This window comes from Cohnella sp. (assembly GCF_041640265.1).
In the GTDB taxonomy this organism is placed as follows: domain Bacteria; phylum Bacillota; class Bacilli; order Paenibacillales; family Paenibacillaceae; genus Cohnella.
The window spans coordinates 80,094-101,651 of the sequence record NZ_JBEQAP010000010.1 but is presented as its reverse complement, the minus strand read 5'-3'; the positions used below and the strand labels follow the sequence as shown (position 1 = coordinate 101,651).

The following is a 21,558-nucleotide window of genomic DNA, read 5'->3' as shown; positions in this document are numbered from 1 at the left end:
TAGGTCATTAGCAGAAGGGTATACTTACATTTAACTAAGTATGCCCTTCTGCTTTCGTTTCGCGGGAAACCCCTGGAGAGGAGGAGAAGCGATACTTGTACAAGGTTCTGTTAGTGGATGATGAAATGCTGGACTTAGAGGGATTGGAACGATTGATTCCCTGGGAGTCATTGGGAATGCACGTCGTGTCTGCGGTGAACAGCGGGTTTGAGGCTTTGGATTATTTGCAGAGCAATCCGGTGGATGTGCTGGTATCCGACATCAAGATGCCGATCATGTCCGGATTGGAGCTCGCGGGTAGAGCCCTGGAATTAATTCCCAGATTAAAAATGGTATTTATAAGCGGATATGAAGACTTTCAATATGCGAAAAAGGCTATTCAATTAAATGCAGCCGGTTATATATTGAAGCCCGTGGATGATCATGAAGTAATTAGAGTATTGACGGAGGTTAAGAATGAATTAAAGCGGGAAGCGCAGATGGAGAAGCTGGAGCGTGGATTTAATAACTCCGTTCATCAAGTGAACGATGAAAGGCTGATCCATTGGTTATCAGGCGATGGTGGAGAAGAGCTCCCCTTGCTAAAGAATACATTAAAGGAATTAAATAGTCATGGTCCTTACCAGATAGGATTATTAGAGCTGGACGATGTTTCCCTAAAGCTGGAGCGCCTGCCTGACAACAAGAAACAATCCCATATTTCCGAAACCTACAATGCCTTGAATACATGCTGTGAAATAGAAGGTATAGCCATTTTCTGCAGAGCGGAAGGGCATCGGTTTGTTCTTGTCCTATACGGCGATTCTAGGTTGGAGAAGCTAAGGCGTATTCTGGAATACGTAGAGAATCATTCTCCTCTTACGGTAACGGCAGGATTGGGTCAGATTACGGATAATATACAGGAGCTGCCTGTCTCCTTCCGCTCAGCCAAAGAGATGCTGTCCTACAAAATCTTTTGCGGGAAAAACCGTGTCATTGTTTGGGAGGATATCGAATCCTTTCAGTTGATAGACGTTCTTGATATCGATGAGATACTGCAAAAGCTGTTCGCAGCAATCGCCAATTATGAATTAGTTAAAGTAGACGACAGCCTGGAACAGCTTTATGGAAACGTGAAGCAGCTCGGCAAGCGAATGTCCGTCTACAATGTAACCATACATCTGATTGCGAAGCTGGATTCTTTCCTCTTCAACATGAACGAAAATTTAAGAACGATTCTAGGTATCGATGTTAACCATCTGGATGTCTTATATGATTTCGAAACGGTCAATGATATTAAGTCTTGGCTGCGCCGCAAGCTGTTTGAAATATCCGAAATGCTCCAGCTCAAGAAGCTCCGCAAAAACCACAAGCTTATAGAGGGAATAGAGGAATATGTCAATAAACATCTGGATCGCAATTTGACCCTTAGAGACGTTGCCAACTATTTCTCCTTCTCTCCCAACTATTTGGGGCATCTGTTCAAAGAAGAGAAAGACGAGAACTTCAGCGATTTCGTCATCCGCAAGAGATTGGAGAAAGCATCTGAGCTGCTGGAAGATCCCAAGCTTAAAATCTATGAGGTTGCTGACCGTGTCGGGTATAAGAGCCTAACCTACTTCAGCAGGCAGTTCAGGGAAAAGTTTGGGGCGACTCCCGGTGACTACCGGAAAAAAAGATGAAACGATCATTTATTCCTTTTGGTTATAAGCTCATGCTGACTTATTTCTTATTCGTGCTGATCCCCGTAATCATTGTAGGCAGCTTCTCCTACCAATCATCAATAAATTCGGCTCGTGAACAAACGAGACAGAACCTGCAAGGAACGCTCTCGCAAATCCGGGATAATATTATGTACAAAATGAAAGAAGCAGAACGGGTTTCGGAGCAGCTATATTTCGATGAGCAGCTTCAAAGCTTCTTAAGAAATTATGAAGACGGCTGGGACAGCTTAGAAACGACGAAAAAGTACCTGATGCCGATGTTCTCCAATGCCATAAACGTGTTCAGCCAGCCTGCTTTGCTTAAGGTGTATATTAACAACACTTCCATACCGGAGGTATATAGCGACCAGGACCCGAATCGTAATCCATTAAAGGTACCAGGTTATGAAATTCTGTATTTGAAACGGCTGGAAGAGCAGGAATGGTTCAAAACGCTTGAGTTGCCTGCGGAAAATGACAAAGGAATCTCGTGGCTGCAGGTGGAGAATGACAAAACCTTTTCCAATATTTCCGTGATACGCAGATTAATGGACTTTGATCGTCAGAAATATCTTGGGATAACCCGAACCGTTATCGGTCTTGAGGATTTGCTTGAGTCTGTCGACTATTTGAAAATCGGTGAGAAAAGCAGTTTATTCGTGCTTAATAAATCGGGGTCAACTCTTAAAGCCTCAGGGATGTTAAACGGAGATTCGCTTGAAACCGAAACGAGCGGAAACACGAATCTTAGGATTGAAGAGTCTGTGCATGGAGTAGATTGGAAAATAGTTGCGATGGTACCTAATTCCCTATTGGAGAAGGACGCTAAGAATGTGCTCCGCATTACGATTCTACTCGGGGCAGCAAGCATTATTATTGTATTGGTCATTGGTTTGCTAGTGTCGAACTATTATTCCAAGCGGGTCCGCAAAATCGTCTATTCTCTCCACGCTTTCAAGGAGGGAGATTTCCAGAAGAGGATTCGATTTAAGTGGAATGACGAATTCGCCCAAATTGCCGACGCCTTTAACAAGATGGGGGATAACGTTGAAGAGCTTATAAAGGAAGTTTATTTAGCCAATATACAGAAGAAAGAAGCAGAGCTTGAGTCCTTGCAGGCTCAGATAAATCCTCACTTCCTATACAACACCCTCTCTTCCATAAGCCGCTTGGCCAAGTTCGGAGAGATCGATAAGCTGCATGAGATGGTCTTGGGACTTGCGAAATTTTATCGGTTGACGCTAAACAAAGGACGAATGCTCATCTCAGTTCAGAAGGAGCTTGAGCAGGCAGGGGCCTATATCGCTATTCAGAATATCAAGTTTCGGAACAGGCTTCAAGTTTGGTATGACATACAGATAGAGGTTCTTGGGTATGAGACAGTTAAGCTGATCCTGCAGCCGTTCGTCGAGAATGCATTAGAGCATGCGTTATTCGGCAAATCCATAAACATTAAGGTTACCGCACACTTAGATCAGGGAATGATTATATTTAGGATCATCGACGATGGAATTGGGATGAGGCAAGAGACGATTGACCAGATTTTTGTGCAAAATGGCGTAAATATCGGCTATGGTATCCGAAATGTCGATGAACGCATCAAGCTTCAATATGGAAATCGATACGGTGTTGAAATATATAGCCGACTAGGTATTGGTACATGCGTTACCATTCGGGTTCCGGCAGAGAAAAATAAATAATAAGGCGAAAGGAGATGATTTTGTTGGAAGCTCGGAAGTGGAAGGTTTGTGAATTTGCAGCCGTTACATCCAAGCGTTATTCCAATCCCTATTGGGATGTAGAACTCCGAGCTGAATTTATCCATGAAGACAGCGGGATTACACAGAAAGCCAGCGGTTATTATGATGGGGCGGATGGGGCGGATGAGGCGGAACGTCTTATATGGAGGATCCGGTGGACACCGATGCACGAAGGGGAATGGTCTTGCCGGATCTTCTCTATTCCCGAGGACGGGGAACTAAAGAGCGAATTTCAGTTGATGATTGGGCCGGCCGAGAGGGAGAGCAAAGGGTTTCTGCGGGCTGATCCGGCACGGCCGTTCGGGTTCAGGTTCGATAACGGAGAACCGTTCTTTCTATTCGGAGATACGATCTATAACCTGTTCGGAGCTCATTACTGTGGAGTTGACGTTGGAAGTATTATGAAGCACCGAAAATCCCAGGGTATCAACTATATCCGGGCCCGGCTGCAAGTCAGTCCTTATCACCCGGATGTGCCTAACCAGTGGCAGAATAGAGACTGCTGGCCTTGGGGCGGGAGCTCGCAGCTGCCGGACTTTATGCGGTTTAACCTTGATTATTTCAAGGCAGTTGACGAAGTTGTTACATTGGCTTCGGAGCTTGGGATCGGACTCGAATTGATTCTGCAGGGCTGGATGTTTGAATTCCCGTTTAACGACAGGGGGAAGTTCATAGCAGAATACGAAGAGTTCTGGCATCAGTATATCGTAGCGAGGTACGCGGCTTTCGATTCCGTATTCCTCTGGTGTCCGGCTAATGAGTATGAATTTTATCCGACTGGGGCCGCCGGTAAATATCACAAGGAGTCCAACCGCTGGCTGAAGCGGTTATCCAAGCAAATCCGCAGCATGGACCCTTACGCTCATCCAATCGGAGCGCACAATTGGGAGAAAAGCATTCCTCTCCATGAACGGTTAGGTGATTGCGATACGATAGACGTGTATCTTGTACAGACGAATTGGGGAGACGAGACGCAAGACGGCAAGCTGGACGCGCCGCTTTGCAAGGGGTTGGAGAAGGATATGCGTATCCATTCCGGACATTCCGTGAAAGTAGCTGTATGCGCTGAATTTGGTTACGAACGAACGGAAGGATTATTCACCGCACCTTGGCATCAACGGATGGATCAGCACCATACCCGAAGGGGACAGTGGAGAGCCGGGTTCAGCGGACATACTGTTGTACATGGCTTCAACAATACATGGGGCGCTCATATGAGAGTAGATAAGGATTCGCCGGGGACTGCCTATCTGACTCACTATTTCCGGTTTATGACGGAAATCGTGAGGTTTGATACCTTGTCTCCGGCACCCGAGAAGCTTGTCTCAGCCAGCGGAACCGAAGAAGAAGGGACAATGCCGTTATGTTTATCGGATGAAGCCGGTGTCGTGATCATCGTTTATTTTCCCGCCGCCGGCTCATGCGAACTGGCTGCAAATCCGGCTGATGGCGGCTCATACCGCTGGTTCAATCCTCGTAATGGGGAGTTGACGGACAGCCTCCCGTTTGAAAGCAGTGCCTTTGCCTCCCCGGTTTCTGCCGAGGAATCGTCTGGCGGTGATGACTGGGTTCTTCTTCTGGGTGTCTTTGCTGCAAAGACTGGATGAACAGTGGACTAAAGTCAAAGACTGAGATCGCTAATTGTTTAGCGGCATCGGTCTTTTTTTATTTATAAATATTTAACAATTGTTTTATAAGCAGTTTATAACTGTTTTATTGGGAGTTTAGAACGGGTGGTTATGATGAATCTATGGAAGCCGAGAGGAAATTCCAAATAAGAGGAACATGAAGGAGAAAAGAGAATGAATAAGAAATTAGCAATGATCGGAGCGGGAGTAGTGGCAGGCAGTGTGCTGCTGATGTCATCGGTATACGCGGGCATAGGTGATGCGCAAGGCTACGATACTCTCAAGTCAGCCATCAAGAATACAGCAACAGTAGATAATGTTACCCGCAAGGTAAACCTATCCGTCGAGGATAATGGGAAAGTACTGTTCCAAGTGAACTCTACCCTTAAGACCAGCAAAACGGGCGCTATGGGTAGTGCTGAATTTACTCTGAAGAGCGGTGAGACGGAGCAGAACATCCATATTTTTAATCAAGACAATCAGAAGATCATCAAGACAAGCCAATCTGATGTGTACCGAATCGTGGATATGGACATAGAGGAAGACAGCGGGTTCAAGAAATTTAGAGACCATAAGGACCTGAAACAGCACGACCCGGCATTCGCCCAAGAAGTGGAAAATGTCATTGATACGCTCGTAGGTAATCTTAAAAACTATGTGACCTTAAAGGAAGAAGGAGCATCCAAGGAAGTTGCGCTGCATCTAACGGGAAGCCAAATTCCGGCCTTAGTTAATACCGCCGGTTCGTTGCTTATTCGAGAAGGCGGACGCGAGCACGGCGATGAGCTTGAGTTGAACCCTGCAAATACCTTCGGTGTAAACGTACAATCAATTAAAGATAGTCTTCCAAAGCTGGCTGAAGATATCAAGATCCAGACGGTTAGCATGGATGCTGATGTGAATGCCGACAACCTGATCGCGAGCCACACCGCTGAAATTCAGATTAGCGGTAAAGATAGCGAAGGCATTCAACATCAAGTAGTTGTAAAACTCACCGTAGACTCATCCGATTTCAATAACACAATCCCGGATACGGTTGATTTAACCGGCAAGCAAGTGGAGAATGTGAAGCCGTTTAACAAAGAAGCAATGACGCGTTGGCATAAATAGTAAATCAGAGAAGTGAGAGTGGAGAGCGTCTCATCGCCATAAGACGCAGGCGTTCTCCTCTTTTCCATAACGAAAGGGGACCAATTCGATGGAAACAATCGTTGAAATTGAAGGATTAACGAAGATCTTCCGCAATCAGCGAGGAATTCGTGAGATTAGTCTGAACGTGCAGAAGGGCGATATTTACGGTTTTTTCGGACCTAATGGCGCTGGCAAGACGACCGTAATGAAGATAATGGCTGGCTTAAGCAGAGCAGACAAGGGAAAGGTGCGAATGTTCGGACATGACATAGCGATGAATTATGAGCAGGCAATGGCTAAGGTCGGAGTATTGATCGAAACTGCTGAAGCTTACAATTACATGAGCGGCAGAAGAAATTTGGAGCTTGCGGCGCGAATGTATCCAGGGCTATCGAGCAAGCGTGTGGACGAAGTGCTCGAGCTAGTCGGATTGAGCAATTATCGGCATGAGAAGGTGGGACATTATTCTCTAGGGATGAAGCAGCGGCTGGGTCTAGCTGCAGCCATTCTGTCGAAACCCGAGCTACTCATTCTCGATGAGCCGACGAATGGGCTCGATATTGAAGGAATGGTGCAGGTTCGCGAGATCATCCTGCAGCTAGCCCGCGAGGAGCGAATAACATTCTTCCTATCTAGCCATCTCATTCAGGAGATGGAGCTGATGTGCAACCGCATTGGGATCTTATACGATGGCAAGCTAATTCGTGAAGGATCCAAGACTCAGTTGCTGGAAGGTCGCTTCACTACGCTGGAGGAGCTTTTCCTCCATGAGGTGAAAGAAAAAAGGAGGGAAATTATTCATGCATAGCTTATATGCTAATGTCTGGAACGAAACCTTGAAAATGGCTTTTAAGAAGAAAACGCTGTTCTTCATGGTTATGACCTTGATTATTCCGATTGGTGCCGGACTGCTGCTCGCCAATTTTCAGAGCGGCTTTGGTATCGGGGCTGTTTCTGCCGGCGATTTTCCTATTGTCATGCTTAGTTTATTCACAGGAATATTCCTGCCTCTCTTCGTATTCATGGGTGCTGCGGATCAGTTCTCAGGGGAACTCGGTGACAGAACGCTGAAGATCGTGCTGATGAGGCCGATATCACGATTCAAAGTGTTCACATCCAAACAAATCTCACTAGGCATCTATATTGCAGCTTATTTATTCATCGCGATGATCGGATCAGTGATTTCATCCTTTTTCTTAGGCGGCAGCCTCTCGAATTTTGCAGTCCTCGACTGGGTGATCGCTTATGGGGCAGCGTTTCTTCCGCTTGCTGCATTAAGTGTTACGGCTGTTTTATTAGCACAATTTTTTACGAGCAGCAGCGGTGCGCTAACCGTCAGTATTTTACTCTATATCGCTGTAAAGGCGAGTTCGTTCTTCTTCCCGCAAGTATCTACGTATTCCCCGACTGCCTACCTGGATTGGCACATGCTCTGGTTAGGCAACTCTATGGCCGCCGGTCAGGTGTGGAGCGTGTTTATGTTTTTACTTGCGTGTAGTATATTGTTTTTTACGGCGGGTTATTATTTATTCGATAAAAAGGAGCTTTAAATGTGTCTATTCGGCTAAGGCTCGTACTCTCTTATCTGGCTATGCTTATCGTTCCGTTGGTGCTGTCGATCTTAGCTGTTATCGTGGTTTTTAAATTAGATGGAAGTCGCGGCAATCCGATCAAAAATATCATAAACCAGGAAGCGGACGTCTATGCCGATATCAAGCTGATGAGTATACGGGAGCCTGAGTCCTTCCTTCAGCGGTCAGTAGCCGATGGAATCGATGAACGTTTGAACATGATCAATATGAACCTTATCGTTCGTGTTAATAATGACATTGTATATACATCGCCGGATATAAGCTCGACTGTGCATCTCGGGAGATTGCCTGAATTCGGAGCAGTCTCGGATTATGATAGTGATTTCCGAGGTCAACATTTGATAACTCGTCACGAGGATTTTCTATTGCCGGACCAGCGAGAAGGCTCTGTGTTTGTCGTTTCGGATGATAACCCTTTTCCAAAGTATATTCAGGGTTATTTCGCATGGTTGTTTACCATTCTTCTGATCATACTCGCATTGACTAACGGGGTGCTTACTTATTTGGTTTCCCGCAGCATTATTCGGCCATTGAAGGCCTTGCAGAGGGCTGCCGAGGAAATTAAAGAAGGAAATCTAGATTATCAGGTCAATCCCAAATCTAAGGACGAGATCGGTAAGCTTAGCGTCGCTTTTGAAGAGATGCGTGTGAAGCTTAAGGAATCGGTGGAGCTGCAGCTTCAGTATGAAGAGAACCGCAAGGAGCTGATCTCGAACATTTCTCATGATTTGAAAACGCCTGTTACGGCGATAAAAGGTTATGTGGAAGGCATTATGGACGGAGTAACGGATTCTCCCGACAAGCTTGATCGTTATGTGAAGACGATCTATTCCAAAACGGTTGATATGGATAGGATGATCGATGAGCTATTTCTCATTTCCAAGCTTGATCTGGGCAAGCTGCCTTTTCATTTCGAGAAGGTGGATATCGGTGCTTATATACAGGACTGTGCCCAAGAGATAACCTTTGATATGGAAAAAAGGGGCATTAAGCTCGAGCTGACTGCGCTTCCGGAGGAAGCAGTGCTCATCAAGGCTGATCGCGAGAAGCTGAAGCGCGTGCTCGTAAATATATTAGAAAATGCGATGAAATATATGGACAAATCGGATGGGAAAATCAGCTTGAGGGTTATTGTGCAGGACGGCAAAGCTGTTGTCAGTGTAAAGGATAACGGTCAGGGCATCTCGAAGGATGCTCTTCCGCACATTTTTGACCGATTCTACCGGGTGGATCCTTCGCGAAACACATCTACCGGCGGCAGCGGTCTTGGACTAGCGATAGCAAAACAAATTATAGAGGAACACGATGGACTGATTTGGGCAGAAAGCGAGACCGGTAAAGGCACAACAGTCTATATTTCACTGCCAGCATGGAATAAGCATGATCGCGAGGGGGCATAAGCATGAGCAGCATTCTCATTATTGAAGATGAGCAGAGCATAGCAGAGCTGGAGCGGGACTATTTGGAAATAAACGGTTATTCCGTTGATATCGAGAATAGCGGAGATTTAGGGCTGCAGCGTGCCCTGAGCACAGATTACAATCTGATTATTCTCGATCTTATGCTGCCGAAGGTGGATGGCTTCGAGATTTGCCGCCGAATCCGCAGCGAGAAGGATATTCCGATTCTCATGGTCTCTGCCAAGAAGGAAGACATCGACAAGATCCGCGGCCTTGGTCTTGGTGCGGACGATTATATCATCAAGCCCTTCAGTCCCGGAGAGCTTGTTGCTCGTGTGAAGGCTCATTTGTCACGCTACGAAAGGCTCAGCGGACGAAAGGAATCGCGTAATAATGAAATCCGCATTCGCGGTTTAATGATGGATAAGACAGCCCGCCGGGTTTTCGTGAACGATAAAGAGGTTGCTTTTACAACGAAGGAATTCGACCTGCTGTTCTACCTGGCCATGAACCCAAACCGGGTATTCAGTAAAGAGCAGCTGTTCGATCAACTGTGGGGTATGGATGCCATGGGCGAAATCGCTACCGTGACCGTACATATCCGCAAGCTTCGCGAGAAAGTGGAGCTTGACCCGTCCGATCCTCAGTACATCGAGACGATATGGGGAGCGGGTTACCGGTTTCGGATTTAACGTAAATATATTACTAGCTATCAAGTTGCTCATATCATTCGAAGTCGGTTAGAGTGATCGCTATGCGAGAAATATAAGTATAAAAAGTATAGTGAGTATATCTCGTATAATATAGTGAAAATTTATTCACTACTTCCAATAATATAGATCTTCGTTAGAATAGGATAGGCAGGCTATTCTAGAGGAGGTTGGAAAAATGAATTTTAGAAGATTAGGTCGCAGCGGACTTAAGGTAAGTGAAATTAGTCTCGGCAGCTGGTTGACATACGGCGGTTACGTGGAAAAAGAAAATGCGGTAAAGGCTATTGAGACCGCTTACGGTTTAGGTGTCAATTTCTTTGATACGGCGAATGTGTATGAGAAGGGTGCAGCGGAAAAGGTGCTGGGCGAAACGTTAAGGGCCTATCCTCGCGAGTCTTATGTGCTGGCGACGAAAGTGTTTGGCGAGATGGGCGAAGGGCCTAACGATCGGGGACTTTCCCGCAAGCATATTACAGAGCAGTGCCATGCCAGCTTGCAGCGGCTCGGAGTCGAATATGTGGATATTCTTTATTGTCACCGTTACGACCCTGAGACTCCGCTTGATGAGACTTTGCGTGCGCTTGACGATCTGGTTCGTCAAGGCAAAGTCTATTATGTTGGCATCAGTGAATGGACAGCCGCTCAAATGGCGGAGGCGCTGGCCGTGGCAGATCGCTTTTTGTTGGATCGTATTATCGTTAATCAACCTATCTATAATATGTTTGAGCGTTATATTGAGAAAGAGATTATTCCGCTCGGAGAGCGTAAAGGTATAGGGCAAGTCGTATTCTCTCCTCTCGCTCAGGGACTATTGACCGGCAAATACAACTCGGTTGCCGACATTCCAACTGAAAGTCGTGCGGCTAAGCTGGATTGGATGCGTAAAGGGATTACCGATGAGAAAATCGTTAAGGTGCGGGAGCTCGGTAAGATCGCATCAGAGCAAGGCATCACCGTGGGACAACTGGCACTTGCCTGGATACTTCGGCAACCGAACGTAGCCAGCGCTCTTGTTGGCGCGAGCCGGCCGGAGCAAGTCGTGGAGAACGTCAAAGCATCGGGTATCGAGCTTTCCAAAGAGGTTCTTCAGCAAATTGAAGCCATTATTGCCTAGTACGAGTGTCGGGATTGTAAATAGAATTTAAGGAGCGATTAAGATGGCAAAGGTCGTTATTACCGGAGGAAGCGGTATGCTCGGCAAATGGGTTGTTAAGCATTTTGTCGAGCAGGGATACGAGGTCATTAACGCAGATACGCACAAGTCTGCCAATGCCATATGTCATACGCTGATTGTGGATTTGAACAATTTAGGCGAAGTGTATGGCATACTGGCGGGCGCTGACGCGGTGGTTCATTTGGCGGCCATACCGGCCATGCACATCAAGACGAGCGAAGTCACTTTTCAGAATAATGTAATGTCGACCTACAATATTTTAGAAGCGGCTGCCGGACTTGGCATTCGCAAAGTGGTGATCGCCTCGAGCGAATCATCCTATGGCATCTGTTTTGCAGTTGACCGTTTCGGCCCGCAGTACGTTCCAATGGATGAATCGCATCCGCAATTGCCTCAGGATAGCTATGGTTTGTCTAAAGTCGTCAATGAGCTGACAGCCGACATGTTCCATCGCCGGACGGGCATGCAAGTTGTCTCCCTGAGACTTGGCAATGTCATTGAACCATCAGCATACGAGCGTTTTCCTTCTTTCATACACGATCCTGAGCAGCGCGAACGGATATTGTGGAGTTATATTGATACGCGGGACGCTGCACAGGTATGTCAATTGGCGGTCGAAGCCGAAGGGCTGGGGTCCGTGGCGCTGAATATTGCCGCTGACGATTCCAGCATGGCGGTTCCAAGCCGGGAATTGATGGCGGCGCGATATCCGGAAGTGACGGATTTCCGTGAACCGCTGAGTGGACATGAAACGCTGCTTAGCAATGAGAAAGCCAAAAAGCTGCTGAATTGGCAGCCAAAGCACGCTTGGCGGAATTATATTAAAGGCCAATAAGGAGCGGGTAAGATGAAAGTGTTATTTATTGGAGGCACGGGACTAATCAGTCAAGCGGTATCCAAGTTGGCCGCCCAGAGCGGGATAGAACTGTACCTGTTTAACAGGGGGCAACGAGAGGAATTCATACCAGAAGGCGTTAAGGTTATCATTGGTGATATTCGCCATCAGAAGAAAGCTGCTGAAATACTGAAGGATTATGAATTCGACGTTATAGTTGATTGGATAGCTTTCACGCAAGATCATGTAAAAACGGATATTGAGCTTTTTGCCGGAAAGACAAAGCAGTACGTGTATATCAGCTCGGCTTCTGCTTATCAGAAGCCGCCGCAGCATTATATCATAACGGAGGAGACTCCGCTCTCAAATCCCTATTGGCAGTATTCTCGCGATAAGATCGCCTGCGAAGAGCTATTGATGGAAGCTTACCGCAGCAGCGGTTTTCCGGTAACGATTGTCCGACCATCCTACACCTACGGAGATACGATGATACCTGCGAGCCTAAACAGCTGGCAGCATCCGTGGTCTCTGGTAGACCGCATTCGCAAGGGTCTTCCCATCGTCGTCCATGGAGACGGGACTTCCTTGTGGACAATGACCCATAACACCGACTTTGCCAAGGGCTTTGTCGGATTGTTGGGCCATCCAGAGGCAATCGGAGAAGCTTTCCATATCACCTCTGACGAGGTATTGAGTTGGAATCAGATCTATCATGCGATTGGTCAAGCGGCGGGAGTGGAACCGAATGTCGTTCATATTTCCTCGGACTTCATCGCGACAATTTTGCCAGATCAAGCAGACGGTCTGTACGGTGATAAAGCCGTTAGCAGCGTATTCGACAATGGTAAAATTAAAAGTCTTGTCCCGGACTTTGATGCCGTTGTTCCTTTTGCAGAAGGAATCAAAAGGACGGTTGCATGGTTTGAAGCGCATCCGGAGCGATGCACTATCGACACGGAATGGAATACGCTTATGGATACCCTCATTCAGGCTCATGGCACCCATGCGAAAATGATCTCAACTCCTTAGTTTCAGCAAAATATATAATAAATAGAATTCCAATATCTGCTGGAAAACCGGAAAGACTATGGGAATACCCAATAGTTTTTCCGGTTTTTTATTTAACTTCATAGCTATCGCAGCCGATCCTTGAACTGCTTAGGAGAACAGTCATTGTGCCGCCGGAACAGGTCGTAGAAGTGACCAAGGTTGGAGATGCCAACCGATTCAGCGACTTGGGCGATGCTGAGTTCACTCGTCAGTAATTGCTGTTCGGCTTTCTTGATCCGCTTGTAGACTACGAAGTCGGTGAACGACATGCCTATTGCCTTCTTGAATGTCTTAATAAAGTGGGTATAGCTCATGTTAGTAAGGCTGCTGAGCTCCGTCACAGACAGCTTCTCGCTTAAGTGCTCTTCGACATAATCAACGGCAGACTGGAAGCGTTCGAGCTGAGGATTGTCGTTATAATTGAGCAGTTGCTTGCTGTCGTGACGCAGCAGCAGCAATAGGATGTTCTTAAACATGGAGGAGACGGCGAGCTCGTATCCGACTTGATTGGTGTTCATCTCCCGATAGATTTCCCGGATATACGCAGCGGTTTGGGTTCTAGCATCGCGGCTGTCCCGATAGATATAATTCAAGGCACTGAGCGGTCGGATGACCTCCGAGAAATGCCTCATGCTGGTTAGCGTGCTTGCATCCCAGTATTTACGAAGATTAACCTGGAACACGAGGTAACTCAAGTTGCCATCCTTTGTCTGAATCGTCTTATGCGGCTCGGAGGAACCGAATAAAGCGATGTCCCCTTTGCGCAGCACCAATGGCTCCTCAGTGCAGTATACTGTCAGCTCCCCCTTCAGAATAAGAAGGAATTCTATCTCCTCATGGTAGTGCCACTCATAATACCTCTTTTGTTTCCAATCCTGCTCCGTTCTCAGCCTAAGCTCTTCGGGAGCGGGATCGATAGCATCGATCTGCCAGATGCGCATAGCGAGAAAAGGATTCTGGTAAACGACTTGCTCGTGGCGCATTTCGGGATACATGATCATGCTCCTAGCCTGAATAGAGTGTGCGACAGGATCGCGTAATGATATTTTACCACAATCGTTTCATTCTACGTATGCGATGACAGAATACCGTAAGAAATTGGTCGAATACGGAATCGATTCGCTGAAGCTCCTCCATTAGAATGGAGAAAGAAATCAACACAAGGGAGAGTTAAGCCGTGAGCCGAGCAATCAACGTTACAGTCTGGAACGAATACCGTCATGAGAAGAAGAACGAGAAGGTAGCCTCTGTCTATCCGCAAGGTATGCATGCGGCTATTGCTGAAGGTCTAGATGTTATAGGTACTATTAGAGTAGCCACATTAGATGATCCGGAGCATGGTTTATCCGAAGAAGTGCTGGATGGCACGGATGTTCTTATTTGGTGGGGGCATATGGCGCACGACGAAGTTCACAATGACATCGTAGAGAGAGTGTATCAGCGTGTACTGAAGGGGATGGGGTTGATCGTGCTTCATTCCGGTCATTTCTCGAAAATATTCAAGAAGCTCATGGGAACCTCCTGCGAACTGAAATGGCGCGAAGCGGACGAGAAGGAACGCATCTGGGTAGTTAACCCGGGACATCCCATCGCAGAAGGCATTGGTGAATATATCGAGCTGCCGCAGGAAGAGATGTACGGAGAGCACTTCGACATCCCGCAACCGGATGAACTCGTCATGGTCAGCTGGTTCGAGGGCGGAGAAGTGTTCCGCAGCGGCTGCTGTTATACTCGCGGAGCGGGTAAGATCTTCTACTTCCGCCCGGGCCACGAGACTTATCCGACATACTATAACCCGCAAGTTCGCAGAGTTATTTCCAACGCAGTGAAATGGGCGGATCCCGTTAAGCGGGATTATCCGAATTACGGTAATGCCCAACCTTTGGAGATCATTAAGGAGAAAAACTAAACTATGCTTAAAGTAGGAGTTATCGGCACGGGAGGTATCTTTAAGGGAGCGCATCTGCCAGGATGGCTGTCGCATAAGGAAGTAGAGGTCGTCGCGTTCTGCGACGCCTTTCGAGCTTCGGCGGAAGCTGCGGCCAAGGATTTCCCGGGAGCGAAGGTATACGATGATTACCGTGAACTGATCGCTGATCCGTCGATTGATATCGTCGGGATCAGTACGCCGAACCTGTACCATTCGGAAATTGCGATAGCTGCGCTGCAGAAGGGCAAGCATGTGTTCTGCGAGAAACCGGACGCAGTTAATCCCGTTGAAGCACAGAAAATGGCGGATGTCGCCAAGGCTTCCGGCAAGCTGCTTATGACGATGCGCAACAACCGATTTACGGAGGAAGCGAAGTTCATAAAGCGCATCATCGACCAAGGAAAGCTTGGCGACTTATACATGGGGCGCTGCGGTTGGATTCGTCGGCGGGGAATTCCCGGACGCGGCGGCTGGTTCACCACGAAGGAGTTATCCGGAGGAGGACCCTTGATCGACCTTGGCGTGCATATGATCGACATGGCTATGTGGCTGAGCGGCAATCCGAAGCCGGTATCGGTAACGGGAACAACATATCGGAAGTTCGCCGATCGTCCGGATGCATCCGGCCAAATCCCTAAGGGCACGTTCGATGTGGAAGACTTGGCTGCGGGATTTATTCGTTTCGATAACGGGGCTTCGCTGCAGATCGAATTCAGCTGGGCGTCCAATGTGGCGGAGGAACAGAAGTTTCTGGAGTGGAGAGGCACGGAAGGCGGATTCAGTCTCATCAACGACAAGCTGCGGGTCTTTACGGAATCCGATGGCACCTTGGTTGACCAGCAGCCGCAGTTCCCGGGGGCGAACATTCCGCAGCACACGGCCAACATTCAGCATTTTATCGAATGCGTGCTTGGCAGGGAGACGCCGATTATCACGCCGGACCAAGGCGTTGATATGATCAAGATCCTGTCTGCCATCTACGAATCGGCGGACACCGGGCGCGAGGTTCGACTGTAAGAGGCTAGTCGCGTTTCGACGAAGTGAGGTCGATATACTCTCTCGGACTGACTCCGTATAATCTACGGAATAAAGCAGCGAAATGATTGTAGTTGTTGAACCCGACATCGAGCGAGGCTTCAGTGGCCGTCCTGCCCATGTACTCCATGAGCAGAGCGGCTTGCCGGAGCCTCATTTTGTTGAGATGCATCACAATGGAGTGCCCCATCTCCTGCTTGAATAGATGAGACAGCCTCGAAGAAGACAAGCCTGCGGCCTTGGCGAGCTCTTCGATACGGACTTCCTCTTTCATGGATTGGGAAAGAAGCTGAAGAGTATGCTCGATTCTTGCGTCGAGCTTTTTCGTAAGCCGCTGAGCGATCAGAAGAATAATCTCCCGAAGAGAGTTCTCGCATAGCGAGTTCCAGAAACCTGAACGGTCCCTTGAATCGTGGAGAAGGTTTAGAAAGGTACGGTATATTCTCTTCCGTATAGACCCGTCCGGCAAGGTGTGAATGAGCACCTCGTCATCGGGCAAATAATCGTTTTCCGATAGTTTCTGGAAGTGAGCCCAGAGGAAATTCCATCTTTGTCCCTTTACCGTTCCGTATTCATGCGGTACACCGGCACGAAGAAGCGCGATTTGTCCGGCTTTGCAACGCTTCTCTCCGGCAGGAGTTTGAAAGTAGCCCTCTCCTCCAAGCGTATAGACGATGAGCCAATCATTCATGCCGTTCTGTCTGCGCGTTCGGTAAGTATCGTCTTCATCGAAGTGGGCTCCGAATATGGTGGCATAGGGTAATTCCGGACGGTCATGGGGACTGCTAATAATAGGCATGAGGCACCTCCGGTTAAAAGTCGACAAATAGCAGAATCCCAATACTTTTCAGCAGCAATCTTACTTCATCTAACATACGGAAAGTTATATTCTTATGTCAAGAAGTTCGATATCGCTGTAGAGGAGCTGCAATATACGATGAGCAGACAACTGAAAACATTGACGGAAGAACAATTAGCTCGTTTTGATGTGGAAGGGTACTTAATAGTAAAAGGGTTGTTCACAGAGGAAGACTTGCAATCGATCGAGCAGACTTTCGAGGAAATTAGCCATACAACAGTTCCTGGCTTGTTCGAACCGGAGCTTAGCGGTGCTGTAGATGATCCCTTGAAGCGATATCCCCGTGTGATGCATCCCCACCGTTTCAACGAAACGGCCAAGAAATATATGCTTCATAAGCCGGTTCTGAATGTTCTCGCGGACTTATACGGTGAAGAAGCGTTAGCTGCGCAGAGCATGTTCTACTTTAAACCTCCGGGCTCACGGGGTCAGGCGCTCCATCAGGATAATTTCTACTTGCAGGTTGAGCCGGGGAATTGCATTGCGGCATGGACGGCAGTCGACACGGCGACGGAAGAGAACGGCGGGTTACTCGTGGTACCGAAGACGGGTGATTACGCGCTCTCCTGCCCGGATACAGCAGATTCCAATGAATCGTTCACAACCCATTATGTTAAGCCGCCGAAGAATGAGAAGGCGATTCCGGCGCTGATGGATAAGGGCGACGTGCTCTTCTTCAACGGCAACCTGATTCACGGTTCCTATCGGAATAAGACGAAGGATCAGTTCCGCCGGGCCTTCATCTGCCATTATGCCAATTCGTCAGCTACTCATATCAACAATCACTATCGTCCGCTTTTCCGCGCAGCTGGCTCCGAGGTTGATTTGGAGGCCAATCCCGATGGCGGTCCGTGCGGTTTGGAGTTCGACATGGCTTATCCTCATTAATGAAGAGGAGATAGCCTGCTCGTGTAGCTATAGCGAAAAGCACGAATAACGCAACAAACGATCAGGAAGGCATTATACGGAATGGTTAGCGTTGAAAGAAATAACCTGCATAATGAGTAACTGCATTTATTACAGGTATTTTCACCCCAAAGGCGGATGGTTGCAGTTCTAACTGTATTTAGTACAGGTGTTCAGACATAATCAACCTCATTGACTCCGATTGCACTTAAACACCTGTAGTTTCTGCAGGTAGAATGTCGGAAAACACGGAATGGAGCTCAAACACCTGTAGTTTCTGCAGGTAGACAAGCTCGACTTCATCTAAGTAGGTGACAAAGGAGCCTTCAAAACCACAATAAGTGGGATTGGAGGCTCTTATCCTGCAATATCTATTATCGCTCAACCATTGCTCTTTATCGTACCTCATTAACTACCTTTTACCTCGCGAGCTGTCCACGAATAAGCTAAAGGTTAAGTCCATTTAGAGGCTAAGTCCACCATTTCATCGAAGAAGATTCTCGTTTATACTTATCACGAGATATCCGTCTATTATAGGATGTCGATCCGATCTCCGGAGGGAAAAGGAGGAGTAGACATGATACGTCATGATGGAATTCATCATGTTAGTTTAATCGTAACGAATTTAGAGAGAGCTGTCGCGTTCTACAGGGATATTGTGGGGTTAAAAGTAATTCAAAGGCCGCCCTTCGATTTCCCTGGCACATGGTTTGCGATTGGTGCCGGCGGCCAGCAACTCCATCTCATCGTGCATGACGGAGAGACTTTGCGCAGCCGTGGAATAGATACCCGTGATGGTCATTTCGCCATTCGCGTCCGTGATTTCGACGAGTCAGTGGAATGGTTGCGCCAGCACAATATAGAACATAAGGCGAATAGGAACAGCATAACGGGTTTTGCGCAGATTTTCTTGCTTGATCCCGATCGGAATGTGATTGAGCTGAATGCGGTACGTGAGTGAGTGTAAGCGTGAGTTGTTCAAGTGATGAAAAATAGCGCATATATGCAGTTATTTTATCTCAAAGTGGGGTGTTTGGTGGAAATATCAACATAGTGCATCTATTTAACCAGAATTGTTGCAATTATTCGTGGTTTTCATCTTTTAGTTGTAGTTATGCATTTATTCCTCGTATAAAGCCCAGAAATAAATAATTAGATGCAGCAGTGCGATTATTTTTGGAAATCTGCGATAAAGATGATAAAAAGCAACTCTATCTATCCTCATTGTTTGCGGGGTCTAGGAGTTGCTTTTTTTTGTGTGAATGCAACCCGTTTTCTTCCTGAAAATAGCTCTTCCGTTTTAGCCAATTTCTGAAATAATAGGAGAGTACCTATTAAATCACAATTGGAGCAGGTGACATCATTGATAGTGAAATTCTGTTCGTCTTGCGGTCATGAAATGGAAAATCGCGATATTGAGGGCACGATTAGAAGAGCTTGCACGAATTGCAGCTTTGTTCATTGGGGCCACTATAGCATCGGCGTTGGCGCTCTTGTAATAAAGGATGGCAAAATGCTGCTTGTTCGCAGAGCGCAGGAGCCCGGGAAAGGTTATTGGACGAATCCGGGCGGGTATATTGAACAGCTTGAGCCGATAGAGGAGACCATTATCAGAGAAGTGCTTGAGGAGAGCGGGGTCGCGGCTGTTGTCAGCGGTATCGTTGCCGTGCGCGACCAGCCGAGAAGCATACATAATCTTTACGTCGCTTTCTCGATGGAATATGTAAGCGGAGAGCCAACTCCGGATCATGTTGAGGTTGATGAAGCCGGTTTTTATAGTCTAGAGGAGATGGAGACAATGAATATCGCGCCCTTCACCAAATGGCTGGTTGATGTGGCGCTTCGAGGCAAGTCGGAAGGATTACTGCTGGATGAAAAGCCTATTGTTCCACTTGAAGGTTATGGGTTGTTTAGGGTGTGAATTTTTGCGGCAGAAACAAAGCGGCTATCCCAAGGCTTCTTCAACCGTGGATAGCCGCTTAATTGTTATGCTAAGGCCGGTACGAGGATTTCTTTCTTAAACTGCTCGATAGCCGTGTCGGTATCGATGGTATAGCCGCACTCGAGGCCGACGAAGCCGTTAAAGCCCGTTTCCTTGATGGCTTTCAAAATATTAACGTAATTCAGCTCGCCTGTGCCTGGCTGCTTCCGTCCTGGATTATCCGCAATATGATAGTGATTGATTCTATCCAAGTAGCCTACAGCATTGCGAATGACGTTGCCTTCGGTGATCTGTTGATGATAAACATCGAAGACTAGCTTAACATTAGGGCTGCCGACTTGGTCGATAACATCGACTGACTCATCCGAGCGTTGGAGGAAATGCCCTATATGATCAACAAGCCCATTCAAGGGTTCGACCTCGAGTACGATGCCGGCTTCCTCGAACAAAGGTGCGCACCGCTTTAACGTCTCGACCATAACCTGCCGTTGAACATCCCGCGGAATACCATCCAGAACGTTGCCTGTCTGAGAGATGACGGACTTAATGTTAAGAATTTTGCAAGCTTCAATGGTCTGGCGGATCCCCTCGAGATAAGACTCTCGCAAAGATTCGTCTACCAAGCTAATAAACTTGGTGCAGGTCGCGCTGATACCAACGCCAATCCTCTCTTGCTCCTTGGCCGTCCGCTTTAAATCCTCAAGATTCCACCATGCGTAATATTCAAGGCCGTGGAAATCATGCTCTTTGATTTTCTCCAAATGATAGATTTCGTCTTTCCCGGAATAAGCTCCGATACACAGCGAGTATTTCATCAGTAGACTGTCTCCTTTGCGCTTTCGATAGCGATTGTTACGGGTTTGCCGGAAGCGGCGGATTCGTTGGCGGCGATCGTAACCTCATGAGTCCGAAGCGCATCGGCGTAATCGGATAGAATACGGGAAGTATCGCCGGTACGCAAAGCATAAATGAAAGCTTCGTCTTCTACAAAATAAGGATTTGCAATATTCTTATACGTACGTTCTTCCGTTGCCGTAAGCTCTTTTAATGAATTGCCGCGGAGTTCTAGCACACCATTGCTTGTGTAAACGTCCAATCCGACATGATGCCCGATAGGCAGGAGACAAGTATTCGATATCGTAGCGATCATACCGTTGGCAAGCTTCATAGTGACGGAACCAACATCGGGTACATCGGTGCCTTCAACCTTCTCGCCCATTACCTGTAATGCATAAGCAGCATACACCTCGCGAACCTCACCGCACAAGTAGCGTAATAAGTCCACAATATGCGTCGTCTGTTCGACGAATTGCCCGCCGGAGCCAGCCTGTACTCTCCACCATGGAACCATCGGCATGCCGCCCATCCAGTACCCGAGTGCCATTCCGGCTTTACTATTTTGGAGCAATTGCTTAGCAATCGCCGCAGATTCATTATATCTCCAATGAAAGCCGACGGAGTTAATAAGTTTCTTGGTCTTGATCTTCTCGCCGATAAGAGCGGGCACCTCCCGATTAATTCCGAGCGGCTTCTCGACGAGGAACGGAATTCCTCGATCGATTAACTTATGTTCAATATCCCCATGAGCGAGAGGCGGCACGCAAACGTATACCCCGTCAAGCTTAGTGCCGTCGAGCATCTCATCCACGTTCGAAAACGCTTTCGCTCCAGTGTGCTCGGAAGCTGCTTTCTGTGCGCGCTGCGGGTCTAGATCGTAGAAGGCTGCGATCTCTACACCCTCCATTTGTACTAGGTTTTTCAGATGATGGTTGGCAATTCCGCCTGTTCCAATAAATCCAAGCTTAATGGTCATGATCTTCACGCTCCAAGGATAAGGTATAAGAAAGTTCAACTTATGACCCTATTTTAATCCAAGGATTTATGGAATAAAATATAATATATCTCGCATTTCATATAAAAA

21 protein-coding genes are annotated in these 21,558 nt (G+C 47.3%); 16 read left to right on the top strand and 5 right to left on the bottom strand.

Annotated elements, in window-relative coordinates; genetic code table 11:
* Positions 1-95 precede the first annotated feature (95 nt).
* From ACESLK_RS10235 to ACESLK_RS10185, 11 genes are all read left to right on the top strand, one after another.
* Positions 96-1,661, top strand: a complete 1,566-nt coding sequence (locus tag ACESLK_RS10235) for a response regulator (RefSeq protein ID WP_373229333.1) — start codon at positions 96-98, stop codon at positions 1,659-1,661.
* Positions 1,658-3,382, top strand: coding sequence for a cache domain-containing sensor histidine kinase (locus ACESLK_RS10230; protein ID WP_373229332.1), 1,725 nt, complete (start codon positions 1,658-1,660; stop codon positions 3,380-3,382). Before ACESLK_RS10235 ends, ACESLK_RS10230 begins: the two co-directional genes overlap by 4 nt.
* A gap of 23 nt (positions 3,383-3,405) precedes the next feature.
* Positions 3,406-5,049, top strand: a complete 1,644-nt coding sequence (locus tag ACESLK_RS10225) for a glycoside hydrolase family 140 protein (protein ID WP_373229331.1) — start codon at positions 3,406-3,408, stop codon at positions 5,047-5,049.
* Positions 5,050-5,244: 195 nt separating this feature from the next.
* Positions 5,245-6,180, top strand: a complete 936-nt coding sequence (locus tag ACESLK_RS10220) for a hypothetical protein (protein ID WP_373229330.1) — start codon at positions 5,245-5,247, stop codon at positions 6,178-6,180.
* A gap of 88 nt (positions 6,181-6,268) precedes the next feature.
* A complete protein-coding gene (locus ACESLK_RS10215; protein ID WP_373229329.1) occupies positions 6,269-7,009 on the top strand; it encodes an ABC transporter ATP-binding protein in 741 nt (246 codons plus the stop codon).
* Complete coding sequence (locus ACESLK_RS10210) at positions 7,002-7,751, top strand: ABC transporter permease (RefSeq protein WP_373229328.1); 750 nt, start codon at positions 7,002-7,004, stop codon at positions 7,749-7,751. Before ACESLK_RS10215 ends, ACESLK_RS10210 begins: the two co-directional genes overlap by 8 nt.
* Positions 7,752-7,753: 2 nt before the next feature.
* Positions 7,754-9,193, top strand: a complete 1,440-nt coding sequence (locus ACESLK_RS10205) for a sensor histidine kinase (RefSeq protein ID WP_373229327.1) — start codon at positions 7,754-7,756, stop codon at positions 9,191-9,193.
* A 2-nt stretch (positions 9,194-9,195) separates the two neighbouring features.
* Positions 9,196-9,885 carry a response regulator transcription factor gene (locus ACESLK_RS10200; RefSeq protein ID WP_373229326.1) on the top strand — a complete coding sequence of 230 codons (690 nt, stop codon included), beginning with the start codon at positions 9,196-9,198 and terminating at the stop codon, positions 9,883-9,885.
* Positions 9,886-10,081: 196 nt separating this feature from the next.
* Positions 10,082-11,020 (top strand): aldo/keto reductase family protein, encoded by a 939-nt coding sequence (locus ACESLK_RS10195; RefSeq protein WP_373229325.1) that lies wholly within the window; start codon positions 10,082-10,084, stop codon positions 11,018-11,020.
* Between the two features lie 43 nt (positions 11,021-11,063).
* Positions 11,064-11,915, top strand: a complete 852-nt coding sequence (locus ACESLK_RS10190; RefSeq protein WP_373229324.1) for an NAD-dependent epimerase/dehydratase family protein — start codon at positions 11,064-11,066, stop codon at positions 11,913-11,915.
* Positions 11,916-11,927: 12 nt separating this feature from the next.
* Positions 11,928-12,944: an SDR family oxidoreductase gene (locus ACESLK_RS10185; protein ID WP_373229323.1), complete on the top strand. Its 1,017-nt coding sequence runs from the start codon at positions 11,928-11,930 to the stop codon at positions 12,942-12,944.
* Between the two features lie 104 nt (positions 12,945-13,048).
* Here ACESLK_RS10185 and ACESLK_RS10180 read toward each other — a convergent pair whose 3' ends face one another.
* Entirely contained in the window at positions 13,049-13,960 is a 912-nt protein-coding gene (locus tag ACESLK_RS10180; protein WP_373229322.1) for a helix-turn-helix domain-containing protein, read from the bottom strand.
* Positions 13,961-14,142: 182 nt separating this feature from the next.
* Between ACESLK_RS10180 and ACESLK_RS10175 the strand changes: the two genes are divergently transcribed.
* Both ACESLK_RS10175 and ACESLK_RS10170 read left to right on the top strand, forming a co-directional pair.
* Positions 14,143-14,874 (top strand): ThuA domain-containing protein, encoded by a 732-nt coding sequence (locus tag ACESLK_RS10175; RefSeq protein ID WP_373229321.1) that lies wholly within the window; start codon positions 14,143-14,145, stop codon positions 14,872-14,874.
* Positions 14,875-14,877: 3 nt separating this feature from the next.
* A complete protein-coding gene (locus ACESLK_RS10170) occupies positions 14,878-15,912 on the top strand; it encodes a Gfo/Idh/MocA family protein (protein ID WP_373229320.1) in 1,035 nt (344 codons plus the stop codon).
* Between the two features lie 4 nt (positions 15,913-15,916).
* Here the strand turns inward: ACESLK_RS10170 and ACESLK_RS10165 are convergent, their stop codons facing one another.
* Positions 15,917-16,729, bottom strand: a complete 813-nt coding sequence (locus ACESLK_RS10165) for a helix-turn-helix domain-containing protein (RefSeq protein WP_373229319.1) — start codon at positions 16,727-16,729, stop codon at positions 15,917-15,919.
* A 138-nt stretch (positions 16,730-16,867) separates the two neighbouring features.
* Between ACESLK_RS10165 and ACESLK_RS10160 the strand changes: the two genes are divergently transcribed.
* On the top strand, positions 16,868-17,677 hold the full coding sequence (locus ACESLK_RS10160) for a phytanoyl-CoA dioxygenase family protein (protein ID WP_373229318.1): 810 nt from the start codon (positions 16,868-16,870) through the stop codon (positions 17,675-17,677).
* A gap of 226 nt (positions 17,678-17,903) precedes the next feature.
* Here the strand turns inward: ACESLK_RS10160 and ACESLK_RS10155 are convergent, their stop codons facing one another.
* On the bottom strand, positions 17,904-18,104 hold the full coding sequence (locus ACESLK_RS10155; protein WP_373229317.1) for a hypothetical protein: 201 nt from the start codon (positions 18,102-18,104) through the stop codon (positions 17,904-17,906).
* 168 nt (positions 18,105-18,272) lie between these two features.
* On the opposite strand from ACESLK_RS10155, the gene ACESLK_RS10150 reads away from it, so the two are divergent.
* Both ACESLK_RS10150 and ACESLK_RS10145 read left to right on the top strand, forming a co-directional pair.
* A complete protein-coding gene (locus ACESLK_RS10150; protein WP_373229316.1) occupies positions 18,273-18,656 on the top strand; it encodes a VOC family protein in 384 nt (127 codons plus the stop codon).
* 438 nt (positions 18,657-19,094) lie between these two features.
* Entirely contained in the window at positions 19,095-19,616 is a 522-nt protein-coding gene (locus tag ACESLK_RS10145) for an NUDIX domain-containing protein (RefSeq protein ID WP_483862616.1), read from the top strand.
* 65 nt (positions 19,617-19,681) lie between these two features.
* Here the strand turns inward: ACESLK_RS10145 and ACESLK_RS10140 are convergent, their stop codons facing one another.
* Complete coding sequence (locus ACESLK_RS10140; protein ID WP_373229314.1) at positions 19,682-20,452, bottom strand: TIM barrel protein; 771 nt, start codon at positions 20,450-20,452, stop codon at positions 19,682-19,684.
* Entirely contained in the window at positions 20,452-21,450 is a 999-nt protein-coding gene (locus ACESLK_RS10135) for a Gfo/Idh/MocA family protein (RefSeq protein WP_373229313.1), read from the bottom strand. The genes ACESLK_RS10140 and ACESLK_RS10135 overlap by 1 nt, the downstream gene beginning before the upstream one ends.
* Positions 21,451-21,558 lie beyond the last annotated feature (108 nt).